Source organism: Pseudoalteromonas sp. Angola-7, assembly GCF_028599255.1.
Lineage (GTDB): Bacteria > Pseudomonadota > Gammaproteobacteria > Enterobacterales > Alteromonadaceae > Pseudoalteromonas > Pseudoalteromonas atlantica.
Genome location: NZ_JAQREL010000005.1, coordinates 13,304 through 26,751, shown reverse-complemented (window position 1 = coordinate 26,751; position 13,448 = coordinate 13,304). Strand labels below are relative to the sequence as shown.

Below are 13,448 nucleotides of genomic sequence, written 5' to 3'. Positions count from 1 at the left end.
GCTTATTGGTTCAACTTGAATTAATTGCATCGTAAAAATTAAACGAACGCGGCTTAATGTCGCGTTTTTTATTTGTTATACAAATGAAGTACATGAAAATGCGTTTATTGTGAATTTGTTTATTGGCTATAAGTGTGTGATGCTTTACTTTTGCCGCTAACCTTGTATCGTTTTAATAGCTGATATTGTGCAATTCTGATAAAATTATACTTATTAATTACCAATGAAAACATTAAGGGAATAACATGAAAATTGCCGTGGTAGGTACAGGCTATGTAGGCCTTTCCAACGCTATGCTTTTGTCGCAACTTAACGAAGTGGTTGCACTTGATATTGACGAGAAAAAAATAGCTCTTTTAAACGATAAGCAGTCACCAATTGTTGATACAGAAATTAGTGAGTTTTTAACGCGTGATGACTTAAATTTTACAGCCACTACTGACAAGGTAGCCGCTTATAAAGACGCTGATTACGTAATTATAGCTACACCCACTGACTACGATGTTGAAAACAACTACTTTAATACTAGCTCTGTTGAAGCCGTAATTAAAGACACAATGGCGCATAACCCTAATGCGGTTATGGTGATTAAGTCGACTATTCCGGTAGGCTTTACGGCTGATATTAAAAAGCAACTGAATGCTGAAAACTTAATATTCTCTCCTGAGTTTTTACGTGAAGGCAAAGCGCTTTACGATAACTTACACCCGTCACGTATTGTTGTAGGTGAGCAAAGCGAGCGCGCAACTATTTTTGCTAACTTACTTAAGCAAGGTGCAATTAAGCAAGATGTTGAAGTGCTATTTACTGACTCAACAGAAGCGGAAGCGATTAAGTTATTTTCTAACACTTACCTTGCAATGCGAGTTGCTTATTTTAATGAGCTAGATAGCTACGCAGAAGCACATGGCTTAAACTCTAAGCAAATTATACAAGGTGTAGGCCTAGACCCTCGTATTGGTAACCATTACAACAACCCATCGTTTGGTTACGGTGGCTACTGTTTACCAAAAGATACCAAGCAGCTACGAGCTAATTACCAAAATGTGCCAAACAATATTATTGGCGCTATTGTAGATGCCAATACAACACGTAAAGACTTTATTGCCGACTCAATTATTAAACGTAGCCCTAAAATTGTAGGTGTGTACCGTTTAGTAATGAAAACAGGTTCTGATAACTTTAGAGCCTCTGCTATTCAAGGCATTATGAAGCGTATTAAAGCCAAAGGTATTGAGGTTGTTGTATTTGAACCTGTGCTTGAAGAAAATGAGTTTTACCACTCACGCGTAATAAAAGACTTAAACGAGTTTAAGCAGATATCTGATGTAGTCGTTTCTAACCGTATGGTTGAGGAGCTTAGCGACATTGCAGATAAAGTGTATACACGTGATTTATTTGGTAGTGATTAATAAGTAACGTTTAAAAAGCGTCGCCTACAGCGTTTAAAAACGGTGTAGGCTTTTTAACTAGTTAAAGCTAGCCGTAAATGCTAATTTTGAAAATGCGTCCCCATATACATCTTTACCCGTATATAATTCAACACCCCAGCTTTTAGCTCCCCACATAGGCCTCGCTAGCTTATTATTATAGGCTATTTGCATTTCATAACTTGTTTTGTAGTTGTCGCCTGCGTTTTTTAAGCCGCGAAAGGTAGTTTGTAAATACTCTTTTCGATTTAATTGCCAGTTCCAATCTAAGCTTATTGCTTTTGCTGCTACGTAGTCTTCGTATTCATGTTCATCACCAGCCCAATGGCCTATCACATTACCATGATTTCTATTGCCATCTAAGTATATACCATTTGCGTACCAAAGCGCTTGCCAATTACTATGCTCAAATCGAATGCTATGATTTTTATTAATAAATGGAATAAATAGGCCGAAGCTATAAGCATTATTTCTGCCGCCGCCACCGCCGCCTAAGGTATCTTCAAGGGCTACCTCTGCATAAAGTTCGTAGGCTAGGTTATTTAATGTATTTGAATAGCTAAAAGCGACTGCACCCAATTGGTCACCTAATTCGAAGTTAGCGTCGTCAGTATCGTCTTCGCCTACATTATCTTTACTACCAGGGCTGAAAAAGCCCTCGGCGAAATCTTTTAAAGTTACGCTTCGCGGGCCTCCGCCAAACTGCATTAGGCGGCTTAAACTTATCGTTAAATTGTCTGTGACAGAAAAGCTGGTGTGTAAGCCAAATAAGTAAGGTTTACCAGGCTCGTACTCTCGGTCCTCGGGATTTTCGACCCTTTGGTTTTTTAAAATCCCTCTTTGCTCTGTCATTTGGCTGATGAACATGTCGTAGCGTATCTTAAAATCTGTGATTGGCTCGACATTACTTAAAGTTATAGATGGGGTTGTTTCGGCTTGGGTGCTTAGTAACATAGCACTACTGTTAAAAGGAGAGTACCAGTGTTCGCGGTAGCCAATATCTAGCTGAGCGTATTTAAACCCCATATAAACAATGCTTTGGGTTGGGATAATTCCATCTTCATTTATAATCCCTACGGCGCTTGCACCGAAATAGTCGCCCAAACTTAAATTAGCGCCACCTTCGATAATTAAATTTGTTTTTGTGGTCTGCCCTCGTTGATTAGGCAAGTTTTTATTGTTTGTTCCTACAGATGCTGTGCCTTTAACAAAAGTAAGCGCCCCTGCTTGAATGTACGGATTTGTTTGGTAAGTAAGCGTGTGGTATAGATCAGGGTGTGTGAATCTAATTTTTTGCAGTACGTTGTAAATATCGTGAGCTTTATAGGGCTTACTCATTAAGTGGGTGTTTTTACTTACAGCTAAAAGGCGTTGAATATTATGCTCAAGTTCGGGAACTTGATTTAAAGGTAAATAAGGTGAAACTCCGCCTTTAGCCATTACGTTTGCACTGATTGCCATCCCGACAAGTAGCGTTATTTTTTTTAGCATAATTATTCCGTTAGCAAAAAATTGTTTAAGTAAAAACGTTAATGCGAGGTTAGCAATAAATAACTAAGTAAGAAAGAAAAAGACTCAAACCCGCGTAGATTAGTCGTTATTTAGTATGGGTAAGATCTACATTTTTAGCCCAAATGAGCTTTGAAGTTAAGTTTTATTTTGTGGAGGCGTAGCTTGCTGGAATATTTGGAATTTATTATGCGTATATTTATTAATGCAAAATGTCTGAAGCGAGGTAAACTCGCTGCTACTTGTATGTTTTCTCATTTGCTTCTCACTTACTTCTCTTTGTGAAAAAATAAAAATACTAATTCACAAAGAGGTTAAGAGACGCTGCGCTCTAGAGGATAACGTTGTAGGCGCCTTGCTTGCTGGCGCGTTTGGTAATTATTATGCGTATATTTATTAATGCAAAATGTCTGACGCGAGGTAAACTCGCTGCTACTTGTATGTTTTCTCATTTGCTTCTCACTTACTTCTCTTTATGAAAAAATAAAAATACTAATTCACAAAGAGGTTAAGAGACGCTGCGCTTTAGAGGGGAGCGTTGTAGGCGCCTTGCTTGCTGGCGCGTTTGGTAATTATTATGCGTATATTTATAAATGCAAAATGTCTGAAGCGAGGTGAAATCGCTGCTACTTGTATGTTTTCTCATTTGCTTCTCTTTGTGCAAAATATTAAGTGATTTATTCACAAAGAGGTTAAGAGACGCTGCGCTTTAGAGGGGAGTGTTGTAGGCGCCTTGCTTGCTGGCGCTTGGTTAAAATAGAGGTGTTTTATTTTTTTGCGTGAGCAAGCTTCACGCCTACCAATAAAAAAGCACTGCGTTTATTGTAAACACAGTGATTAATAATTTATTTTGGCTAACAGCTAACAGCTAACAGCTAACAGCTAACAGCTAACAGCTAACAGCTAACAGCTAACAGCTAACAGCTAACAGCTATTTTTCTTGCATAAAGTTGGTTTTTTGTTAACCTACTTGCCTTCCTTTTTTAGCTTGTTGAGGTGTATATGGCGTTGTTATCTCGTTCGATATTGGCGTTGTGTTTAGCACTTTCAAGCTCTGCAGTTTTAGCTCAGTCACAGTGTGATGTTGAGCTTAGTCATGGCTTAATTATCACCGACGACGTTATACGTATTCTTGATAAAGGCCAAACACGCGTACAAATTAATAATAACAACCAGCTTTTTATTCGAGGTTACTGGGTTGATTTAAGCACTGAAGAAAGCAAAGTGCTTGAGCAATTTAGCAATGGTATTCGCCATACGGTACCGGAGCTTGTTAATTTGGCTACCGATGGTGTTAACTTAGGTTTAAGCGCCATTGAACATGTAGTCGAGGGGATGTCTGATAAAGAGCCAGAGGTGCTAAAAACCCAGCTCCAGTACGTAGAGCGTGCGCTTATGGACAAATTTAAGCGCGGTGATGACTTCTTTTTTATCGCGCCACAGTCGCTTTCGCAAATAGATGATTTTTTCACTAAAGAAATTAGCCAGCAAATACACTCTGCCGTACATGGTTCGTTAGGGGCTATTTTAATGTCGCTTGGTGATGCGTTTAAATCACGTGAAGGTAATATTGAAGACCGCATTAATGACATGGGCCAACGTATGGATATTATCTCTAAAGAAATAGATAAATCACTGCAAAAAAAGGCTCAGCAACTTGAGCTTAAAGCCTCTGAATACTGTGAATGTTTAAACGCACTCGATGTGACCGAATCACGCTTACAAGCGATTGTCCCAGGCATGGCTGACTTTGATTTAGTACAGATAAAATCGTAAGGAAAGTGGGGAGTTATAAGCTGTTAGTTATTAGCTTTTAGCTGTCAGTTTTAGGCTTTAATTGCGTTTAGGGTTTCTATTTCTTCAAATACTTCTAAGCTAAAAGTAAATAGCTAGGACTTAGCCCATGAACTTTGAGAACTTGGAAGTATGGAAACGATCTGCTCGCTTAAGTGCTGATATTTATAAAGCGACTAGCACTATAAAAGATTACGGATTTAGAGATCAATTAACGCGCTCTGGTTTGTCTGTTCCTAGTAATATAGCCGAGGGAATGACAAGAGACAGCAATAAAGAAAAAGTGAGGTTTTTAGATATCGCTCGCTCATCAATAGCTGAAGCAAGAACGCAAATTTATATTGGAATAGATATTTGTTATATAGATAAGTCCGTTGGTCGAAAGTGGCTTGATGAAACCGTAGCGCTTTCAAAAATGTTGACTAGTTTAATCGCAACATTAAAAATGACCGCTGACCGCTGACCGCTGACCGCTGACCGCTGACCGCTGACCGCTGACCGCTGACCGCTGACCGCTGACCGCTGACCGCTCTATAGTTTTACCTCTCCCTCTTTTAACTCCCTATACTCTCCACTTGCTAAGTTTTCGTCCAGTATAATATTACCTATTTGCTCGCGGTGTAGCTCTACCACTTTGTTACCTACCGCGGCTAACATGCGTTTAACTTGGTGGTATTTACCTTCGCTGATTGATAAACGTAAGCTGTAGGTGGCAAGTGCTTCTGCTTTCGCTGGACGGGTGAGATCTTTTTCGTTGTGAAGTTGTACGCCGCTGCGTAGTTGCTCTAATGCTTCTTCGGTTATAGGCTCTTGTGTTTCTAGTAAGTAGGTTTTTAATTTGTTGTGCTTTGGCGAGGTAATTCGGTGCGACCAATCGCCATCGTTAGTAATAAGTACTAAGCCGGTGGTGTCTATATCAAGGCGACCTGCTACATGAAAGTCGGCCATATTTGGCTCATCGAGCAAATCAAATACGGTGGGGTGTAGTTCATCTACATTGGCACACACGTAGCCTACAGGTTTGTGTAGCATAAAGTAGCGTTTACCTAAAAATACCATAGGCTCACCAGCAAATGTTACTTCATCTTGCTGGGTTACTTGAAAATCGAACGCGCTAACAACTTCCCCATTTACTTGCACTTCTTGGCGTTTAATACCCGCGCGAGCTTTTGAGCGTGGTAGCTCGGCTAGGTGGCTAATAAATTTATCTAAGCGGCAAGGGAATTTCATTTTGGTTCACATTTTTAGTCGGCTACAATGGCGGCGATTATAGCCGATAGTGAAACCCCATGTCAGTAAACTGCCCACAAATTTTAAGGCTTTACCAAGCAAAAATAGATGCGGGTGAACTGTGTGTTGATAGCGCTCAGCAAAATGCGGTAAATGCGTTAAATAACCTGAGTATACAGTTACACACAAAAACACCTTGGTGGAAAAAAGTGCCGTTGATTAAAGGGGTTTATTTGCATGGGCCGGTGGGACGGGGTAAATCCATGCTAATGGATTTATTTTATAAAAATTTACCCACTGAGCGTAAGCAGCGGCTGCATTTCCATCACTTTATGGCGCAAATACACACGCAACTTGCCCAGCTGCAAGGTCATAAAAACCCTCTCACGTTAATTGCTAAACAATGGGCGAAAGATATAAAAGTGCTGTGTTTTGATGAGTTTTTTGTTAGCGACATTGGCGATGCAATGATTATGGCAAGGTTATTTAATGCCTTGTTTGATAGTGGGGTAGTGCTGGTGGCAACTTCTAACGCAAAACCTGAGCAGCTTTATCGCAATGGCCTACAGCGCGCGCGGTTTTTACCCACAATCGATTTAATTAACCGTTATTGCCATGTAATTAGTGTTGAAGGGCAGGATGACCATCGCTTTAGGTATGGTAAAAATAGCCGCCACTATTTTATTAATTTACCTATAAGCGAGTTTAAAAAGCAGTTTTTATCTCAGTATCCACAAGCAAAGGAAAATCAAATTTTACAGGTACACTCCCGCAGCTTACCGTGTTTATTAACCGCAGATAATGCATTAATGATCGATTTTATGGCGCTTTGCTCAGGAGCGCGTAGCGCTTACGATTATATGTTTTTAGCCAAGCAGTTTGATATTTTATATATAGAAAATGTGCCAAAAATGGGTGTAGGCGCAACAGGTAAAGTAATAGTGCATGGTATTGAAGACAGTTATCAACGCGAAAAACAAATTCTAAATGAGCATTATTTAGATGACGAAGCGCGGCGCTTTATTGCATTGGTGGACGAGTTTTACGATTGCCACAAGTTATTAGTTATTAACGCCCACGCGCACGTTGAGTATTTGTATCAGGGGCAAAAGCTGAGCTTTGAATATGCGCGAACGCAGTCGCGTATTGTCGAAATGCAAAATTGGTAACACCTTTTCAATATTACATTGTTAGCGCGCGACTTGCTGGCGTTTTAAAAGCGATTACGTCACCACTGAGAACCCAGAGAAGTGAACGAGAAGAGCTTTTTCTCAGTGCAGCGCGTAGCGCCTCAGTGCCCTCGGTGGTAAATTTTTTAACAAACACCTAAAGTGGTTTTATCACCACAGAAAACATGCAGCAGTGAAAAAGTAATAATTAGTTGTAGATGCGCAGCTTGCTGGCGTTTAAAAGCAGCGCTTTTACGTTGTGTTAAACCCCTTTGATAAAGCTATGAGAAGCTTCGCTTCTAACGTGAGCAAGCTCTACGTCTCCATTAAAAAATTAGCGCGGTAGCAAAATTGTTTATAGGTGATTTGCCTGCTTGTGAAACAGGCAAAATTTATAAAGTATTTTTTAATTAGCTTTTATAACCATTAGGGTTATTTGATTGCCAACGCCATGTGTCTTCCATCATGGCATCTATTCCACGCACCGCTTCCCAGCCTAGCTCATTAAGTGCTTTTTCTGGCGCGGCGTAACATGCAGCAATATCGCCAGGGCGACGAGGCGATACTTGATAAGGAACGTCTTGGCCGCTGGCTTTTATAAAGGCGTTAACCATTTGCAGTACAGAGTAACCATTGCCTGTGCCAAGATTATATACAAGTGCGCCGGTATTGTTGGCAATTTTATCAAGCGCTTTTAAGTGCCCTATTGCTAAATCTACAACGTGAATATAGTCGCGCACACCAGTGCCATCAACGGTGTCGTAGTCATCACCAAATACAGCAAGCTGCTTTAATTTACCTACTGCAACTTGGGCAATAAATGGTAATAAGTTATTAGGAATACCATTTGGATCTTCGCCAATTAAGCCTGACTCATGTGCGCCCACTGGGTTAAAGTAACGCAAAATAGCAAATGCAAAACGCTCATCTGATTTAGCAATATCTTGCAGCATCATCTCAACCATCAGTTTTGATGTGCCGTACGGATTAGTTGTGCCACCTACCGGGAAGTCTTCTTTAATCGGTAAGCTTGCAGGGTCGCCGTAAACTGTGGCTGATGAGCTAAATACTAATTTAAATACGCCTGCATCACGCATGGCATCTACAAGTGTTAGCGTACCTTGTACGTTTGTTTGATAGTACTCAACAGGTTTAGCGACCGACTCACCAACCGACTTTAAGCCAGCAAAATGAATAACGCTCTCAATGGTGTGCCTTGCAAAAATGGCATCTAAAAAAACTTTATCAAGAATGTCGCCTTGGTAAAACGTGGCTTCTTTGCCTGTGATTTGCTTTACGCGTGCAAGCGACTCTTTTGATGCGTTACTTAAGTTATCAACAACAACAACTTCGCTGCCTTGCTGTAAAAGTTCTAAAACGGTGTGTGAGCCTATGTAGCCTGCGCCACCTGTTACTAAAATTGCCATGAATGCTCCGTGGATACCTTTTTCAATTATCTTAATTTCATCATATATTCTTACTATTTACATGCTTTATTTTAAAAGCGTATTAAAATAGGTTAATTAAGTAATGGTTAATAAACTAGTGTTAAACTTGTATGGTCTATTACTGGGCTAAGTCTAAATAATTAGTACTGCCCCTTTGGAGAATGCTATGAATTCAGTTAAAACAATCGCTATGGCAATGTGTATTACATTACCTGCATTTGCACACGCTGGAGAATCTGTAGTTAAGTGGCAAGATTTTAAAGACTACCGCGATGTGCGCGCTTCTAGCCAGGGTAAAGCGTCGTACCATAAACAAATTGCTACTCAGTTCGAAAAACATTTTTCTAAACTGGCCGAGCAATTGCCAAAAGGCTACAAGCTAAATTTAGAAATAACCGATATCGATTTAGCAGGGGACGTACGCTATGGCGGTATGGATGAAATACGCGTAGTAAAACCTATTTATTTTCCGCGCATTAAGCTCAATTACTCGCTAAGCGATAATAAAGGGAGCGTAGTGAGTGAAGAGGACGATGTAGAGCTCAAAGACATGGGCTTTATGGATAAAATTAAAATGGGTCGCGACGAGCCGTTTTTTTATGAAAAACGCTTAATAACCGAATGGTTTGGCGAGCAAATTTTAGCAAATTTAGATTAAACAAAATGCCGCTAAATTGCGGCATTTGTTTTACGCTTTACTTAAACGTTGCTAACAGCGTAAGTAACTGCTGTAATTTAAGTACTGTTGTTTTAAGCTTTTCTTCATCAAAACCATCTGTGCTTAAGCTTTCTACATCGGCTGCTACATCAAGTACGTATGGCTTAAAGCGTTTAGCTTCAAAACTAAATCCGGCATCAGCTGGGAACAAGGCTTTAAATTTACCGTGGCCTTGTTGCTGTAGCTCATCTAGTTTTTTGTCGGCATCAAGTGCTTGGCGATAAACAATTTTTAAGTTAGCGTTGAGTTGTTCAATTATAGAATCCATGGTTTTCCTAAAGCTTTGTACTGCATTGCCGATATAGTACTTGGATTACATTTAAATGTCAGGTTGATTAAGGCTTATAACGATGAATATATCAGGTGGAAATCTACCCGCTATGTCTAGCTCTGGCCAAGGTGGTGAAGTATATACCGCTGCTTTGTCTAAAAAGCAGCAATTAGCAGATGGCGCAGCAGCACTTGCACTAATTGAAGGTGCTGCCCAGCCAACAAGTGCGCAATCACCGGCTCAGTCGGTCACTGCAACACTGGGTAACAATGTAAATATATACGTTTAAACTAGGGCGTGTTGATCTTTGCGGATTGAAATTTGTTCAATCTAGGGGCGATTAAATCGCGGCGCGAGGTTTGTAACCTAGTGGGCTAAGTAAAAACCGAGTAAAGCTTCCGCGTCCTGCTCACGCCCCTTACCTACATCCATGTAGGCAACAAAGAGTTCATCGCCCCTAGGAAGAACCCGAAGGGCAGCGCATGTTTGGCATTTATGCTGCGTTATCGCCTATTTATGGGGAATAACCACACTACACAGGCTCAGCCTTGCCTAAAAGCCAAACATACTGCTGCAAATTCAACCATCAATGGTTAACACGCCCTAACTTAAGGTCGATAGGTGTTTTGCTTTTTTGACCGCCTATTTCTCTTACTAATTTAGGCACTAAAAATCCAGGCAGGGCTTTTAATAGTTCTGCCATTATTTCTACTGCTTGCTCTTCGTTAATATCAAAGTGGCTTGCGCCTTCAACCTTATCTAGCAAATATAAATAGTATGGCAGTACGTCTGCATCAAATAACGTCTCACTTAAATTTATTTGTGCCTCAACGGTGTCGTTCACCTCTTTTAAAATAACTGCTTGGTTTAATAACGTTACACCTGCTTGCTTTAGCTTTTGCATGGCGGCTTTAAACTCGTCGTCTATTTCGTTGGCATGATTTATATGGTTAATAAATATAATTTTTAGCGGTGATTGCTTTAGCCTCGCGCACAGCTCATCGGTAATTCGCGCAGGTATTACCACAGGTAAACGGCTGTGTATTCGCATGCGTTTAATTTGAGGTAATTGTTCAAGCTCATCTAAAAACCAGCTAATGGCATCGTCTTTGGCCATAAGTGGGTCGCCACCACTTAAAATCACTTCGTTTATGTTGGCATCTGATTTTATATAGCTCAGCGCTTCAAGCAGGCTTTTTTTATTAAGCTGGTTTTCTTGATACGGGAAGTGGCGTCTAAAGCAGTAACGGCAATTTACTGCACAGCCAGTTTTAAACATAATTAAAACACGGGATTTATATTTATGTAAAAGCCCAGGCTGTTCGTTGTCTTGCTCTAGTAAAGGGTCTTTATTAAAACCTGTTTTGGTTAAAAATTCTTGGTGGCGTGGCATAACTTGTAGCAATAAGGGGTCGTTTGCATCGCCCTTGCGTATTTTTTTTATAAAAGGGACTGGCACGCGTACCGGAAATAAACTGCGGGCTTTTAGGTCGTTTTCATGGGCTTGGCTCGATAAACCGACCATTTCAAGCAAGGTTTTTGGGCAGGTAACTACATTTGCTAATTCTTTTTGCCAGTTTTTATGCAAATTTGCTTCATTTCTTTGTATCATTGGCACGTAGATTACTCGAAAAAAATTAAATAGAGGAAACGATGGCGAATTATAGCACCAACGAGTTCAAGGGCGGCCTAAAAATTATGATGGACGGCGAACCTTGCAGTATTTTAGAAAATGAAATGGTAAAACCTGGTAAAGGCCAAGCGTTTAACCGTGTTCGTATCCGCAAACTTATCTCTGGTAAGGTGCTTGAAAAAACCTTTAAATCGGGTGAATCAGTTGAAGGCGCCGATGTTATGGATACCGACTTAGCGTACCTATACACAGACGGTGAGTTTTGGCATTTTATGAACAACGAAACATTTGAACAAATTGCCGCTGACGAAAAAGCACTTGGCGATGCCGTTAAATGGTTAGTTGAAAACGATGTATGTACTATTACATTATGGAACGGTAGCCCAATCGCGGTTACTCCACCTAACTTTGTTGAGCTTGAGATCACTGAAACTGATCCAGGCCTTAAAGGCGATACAGCGGGCACAGGCGGTAAACCTGCAACGCTTAGCACTGGTGCAGTAGTACGCGTTCCATTATTCGTACAAATTGGTGAAGTAATTAAAGTAGACACCCGTAGCGGTGAATACGTAGGCCGTGTTAAGTAAGCTTGAGTACGGTTTATAAAATCCCGGCTTAAGCTGGGATTTTTTTTGGAGAAAATATGTCAGCAACACCTTGGGCACCTAGTGCAAGCATAAACACCCTTAAGCAGCGTGCAGCCATACTTAGAATCATTCGTGAGTTTTTTTATACGCGTAATGTAATGGAAGTAGAAACACCGAGCTTAAGCAGTGCCAGTGTAACCGATGTGCATTTAGCAAGTTTTAATACGCAGTTTGTAGGCCCAGGCCACGCGGGTGGCTTGCCGCTTTATTTACAAACATCGCCTGAATTTGCAATGAAGCGTTTGCTAGCAGCAGGCTCAGGGCCCATATTTCAGCTTTGTAAGGCATTTAGAAACGAAGAAGCGGGGCGCCATCATAACCCCGAGTTTACCATGCTTGAGTGGTATCGCCCTGGGTTTGATGAGTTTGCATTAATGGATGAAATGGATGAGCTAATGCAGCTCATTTTAAATGTAGAGCCTGCAGTGCGACTGACTTACCAGCAAGCATTTGAGCAAGTGTTAGCGCTTGACCCATTAACAGCTACGCTTAGACAATTGCAAACACTTGCCTGCGATCACGGCTTTGCCGATATAGCCGAAAACGAAACCAATAAAGATACCTTGCTGCAGCTGTTATTTTGTATGAAAGTAGAGCCAACTATTGGGCAAAATAAGCCGTGTTTTGTGTATCACTTTCCGGCATCGCAAGCGGCATTGGCACAAATTTGTGAGCATGATAACCGCGTAGCAGGGCGCTTTGAGCTTTATTATAAAAATATGGAATTAGCGAACGGCTTTAATGAGTTAACTAATGCTAAAGAGCAGGCAAAGCGCTTTGATGAAGATAACGCCTATCGCGCTGCCAATGGGCTAAACCACGTGCCTATGGATACCCGCTTAATCGACGCTCTTGAGCACGGCTTACCGCAATGTGCAGGCGTTGCTATGGGGATAGACAGATTAGTTATGCTAGCCACCGCTAAAGATACAATAAAAGAAGTCATCGCGTTTGATGTAGATAGGGCGTAACGCTTTACCTGCAGGCGTGGCTTTATGCCGCGTTAAAACAATAAACCCAGACGCGAGGTAAACTCGCTGCTACTTGTATGTTTTCTCATTTACTCCTCTTTTTATTCTCTTTGTGCAATAGGGGTTAAGTTATTTCTTCACAAAGAGGTTAGGAGGCGCTGCGCTTTAGAGGGTCATGTTGTAGTCGCGGCTTTATGCCGCGTATTTTGTATTAAATGCCAGACGCGAGATAAACTCGCTGCTATTTGTGTGTTTCTCAGTGTAGTGGCAGTGCCTCGGTGTTCTCGGTGGTAAAAGCGTTTTGTTCTAGTGCATCAGTAATTAAGAAATTATTATCACCACAGAGAACACGGAGAAGTGAAGGAGAAGAGCAAACAACGTCTCAGTGTAGCGCGCTGCGCCCTCGGTGGTTTTAAGTAAAAACTAAAGAAATTTTATCACCACAGAAAACATGCAGTAGTGAAGAAGTAATAATTAATTATAAACGCCTTGCTTACTGGTGCGTTGAAATAAAATTTATTTACGCTTTTGCTTTTTTGCGTGAGCAAGCTTCACGCCTACCAATAAAAAAGCACCGCGTTTATTGTAAACGCGGTGCTTAATATTTATTTTTTCTAACAGCTAACAG

At 40.8% G+C, this 13,448-nt stretch carries 13 protein-coding genes; 8 read left to right on the top strand and 5 right to left on the bottom strand.

Annotated elements, in window-relative coordinates:
* The first annotated feature begins 245 nt into the window (after positions 1-245).
* Positions 246-1,412: a nucleotide sugar dehydrogenase gene (locus PSH50_RS08980; RefSeq protein WP_273609527.1), complete on the top strand. Its 1,167-nt coding sequence runs from the start codon at positions 246-248 to the stop codon at positions 1,410-1,412.
* Between the two features lie 57 nt (positions 1,413-1,469).
* On the opposite strand, the gene PSH50_RS08975 is transcribed toward PSH50_RS08980, so the two are convergent.
* Complete coding sequence (locus tag PSH50_RS08975; RefSeq protein ID WP_273609526.1) at positions 1,470-2,921, bottom strand: capsule assembly Wzi family protein; 1,452 nt, start codon at positions 2,919-2,921, stop codon at positions 1,470-1,472.
* A 1,020-nt stretch (positions 2,922-3,941) separates the two neighbouring features.
* On the opposite strand from PSH50_RS08975, the gene PSH50_RS08970 reads away from it, so the two are divergent.
* Positions 3,942-4,715 carry a YggN family protein gene (locus PSH50_RS08970; protein ID WP_024032430.1) on the top strand — a complete coding sequence of 258 codons (774 nt, stop codon included), beginning with the start codon at positions 3,942-3,944 and terminating at the stop codon, positions 4,713-4,715.
* 127 nt (positions 4,716-4,842) lie between these two features.
* Complete coding sequence (locus PSH50_RS08965; RefSeq protein ID WP_024032429.1) at positions 4,843-5,196, top strand: four helix bundle protein; 354 nt, start codon at positions 4,843-4,845, stop codon at positions 5,194-5,196.
* Positions 5,197-5,264: 68 nt separating this feature from the next.
* Here PSH50_RS08965 and rsuA read toward each other — a convergent pair whose 3' ends face one another.
* Positions 5,265-5,963 carry a 16S rRNA pseudouridine(516) synthase RsuA gene (gene rsuA, locus PSH50_RS08960; RefSeq protein ID WP_273609525.1) on the bottom strand — a complete coding sequence of 233 codons (699 nt, stop codon included), beginning with the start codon at positions 5,961-5,963 and terminating at the stop codon, positions 5,265-5,267.
* 59 nt (positions 5,964-6,022) lie between these two features.
* On the opposite strand from rsuA, the gene zapE reads away from it, so the two are divergent.
* The gene (zapE, locus tag PSH50_RS08955; protein WP_273609524.1) at positions 6,023-7,132 is read left to right on the top strand and encodes a cell division protein ZapE; all 1,110 of its coding nucleotides are present in this window, start codon (positions 6,023-6,025) and stop codon (positions 7,130-7,132) included.
* 410 nt (positions 7,133-7,542) lie between these two features.
* On the opposite strand, the gene galE is transcribed toward zapE, so the two are convergent.
* Positions 7,543-8,559: a UDP-glucose 4-epimerase GalE gene (gene galE, locus PSH50_RS08950; RefSeq protein WP_273609523.1), complete on the bottom strand. Its 1,017-nt coding sequence runs from the start codon at positions 8,557-8,559 to the stop codon at positions 7,543-7,545.
* Positions 8,560-8,746: 187 nt separating this feature from the next.
* Here galE and PSH50_RS08945 point away from each other — a divergent pair, with 187 nt between their 5' ends.
* On the top strand, positions 8,747-9,238 hold the full coding sequence (locus PSH50_RS08945) for a DUF3016 domain-containing protein (protein ID WP_248451360.1): 492 nt from the start codon (positions 8,747-8,749) through the stop codon (positions 9,236-9,238).
* A gap of 37 nt (positions 9,239-9,275) precedes the next feature.
* Here the strand turns inward: PSH50_RS08945 and PSH50_RS08940 are convergent, their stop codons facing one another.
* Positions 9,276-9,566, bottom strand: a complete 291-nt coding sequence (locus PSH50_RS08940; protein ID WP_089346609.1) for a prephenate dehydrogenase — start codon at positions 9,564-9,566, stop codon at positions 9,276-9,278.
* A gap of 82 nt (positions 9,567-9,648) precedes the next feature.
* Here PSH50_RS08940 and PSH50_RS08935 point away from each other — a divergent pair, with 82 nt between their 5' ends.
* Complete coding sequence (locus PSH50_RS08935; protein ID WP_024031488.1) at positions 9,649-9,858, top strand: hypothetical protein; 210 nt, start codon at positions 9,649-9,651, stop codon at positions 9,856-9,858.
* 297 nt (positions 9,859-10,155) lie between these two features.
* Here PSH50_RS08935 and epmB read toward each other — a convergent pair whose 3' ends face one another.
* Entirely contained in the window at positions 10,156-11,181 is a 1,026-nt protein-coding gene (gene epmB, locus PSH50_RS08930; protein ID WP_273609522.1) for an EF-P beta-lysylation protein EpmB, read from the bottom strand.
* A 41-nt stretch (positions 11,182-11,222) separates the two neighbouring features.
* Here epmB and efp point away from each other — a divergent pair, with 41 nt between their 5' ends.
* Both efp and epmA read left to right on the top strand, forming a co-directional pair.
* Entirely contained in the window at positions 11,223-11,789 is a 567-nt protein-coding gene (gene efp, locus PSH50_RS08925; protein ID WP_004587956.1) for an elongation factor P, read from the top strand.
* 56 nt (positions 11,790-11,845) lie between these two features.
* Positions 11,846-12,820: an elongation factor P--(R)-beta-lysine ligase gene (epmA, locus tag PSH50_RS08920; RefSeq protein WP_273609521.1), complete on the top strand. Its 975-nt coding sequence runs from the start codon at positions 11,846-11,848 to the stop codon at positions 12,818-12,820.
* The last annotated feature ends 628 nt before the right edge of the window (positions 12,821-13,448 follow it).

Bases quoted from the DNA above. Each gene is read 5' to 3' on its own strand.
- PSH50_RS08945 (WP_248451360.1), top strand. From the start codon at position 8,747: ATGAATTCAGTTAAAACAATCGCTATGGCAATGTGTATTACATTACCT.
- PSH50_RS08970 (WP_024032430.1), top strand. From the start codon at position 3,942: ATGGCGTTGTTATCTCGTTCGATATTGGCGTTGTGTTTAGCACTTTCA.
- PSH50_RS08935 (WP_024031488.1), top strand. From the start codon at position 9,649: ATGAATATATCAGGTGGAAATCTACCCGCTATGTCTAGCTCTGGCCAA.
- zapE (WP_273609524.1), top strand. From the start codon at position 6,023: ATGTCAGTAAACTGCCCACAAATTTTAAGGCTTTACCAAGCAAAAATA.
- galE (WP_273609523.1), bottom strand. From the start codon at position 8,559: ATGGCAATTTTAGTAACAGGTGGCGCAGGCTACATAGGCTCACACACC.
- PSH50_RS08965 (WP_024032429.1), top strand. From the start codon at position 4,843: ATGAACTTTGAGAACTTGGAAGTATGGAAACGATCTGCTCGCTTAAGT.
- PSH50_RS08980 (WP_273609527.1), top strand. From the start codon at position 246: ATGAAAATTGCCGTGGTAGGTACAGGCTATGTAGGCCTTTCCAACGCT.
- efp (WP_004587956.1), top strand. From the start codon at position 11,223: ATGGCGAATTATAGCACCAACGAGTTCAAGGGCGGCCTAAAAATTATG.
- PSH50_RS08940 (WP_089346609.1), bottom strand. From the start codon at position 9,566: ATGGATTCTATAATTGAACAACTCAACGCTAACTTAAAAATTGTTTAT.
- rsuA (WP_273609525.1), bottom strand. From the start codon at position 5,963: ATGAAATTCCCTTGCCGCTTAGATAAATTTATTAGCCACCTAGCCGAG.
- PSH50_RS08975 (WP_273609526.1), bottom strand. From the start codon at position 2,921: ATGCTAAAAAAAATAACGCTACTTGTCGGGATGGCAATCAGTGCAAAC.
- epmA (WP_273609521.1), top strand. From the start codon at position 11,846: ATGTCAGCAACACCTTGGGCACCTAGTGCAAGCATAAACACCCTTAAG.
- epmB (WP_273609522.1), bottom strand. From the start codon at position 11,181: ATGATACAAAGAAATGAAGCAAATTTGCATAAAAACTGGCAAAAAGAA.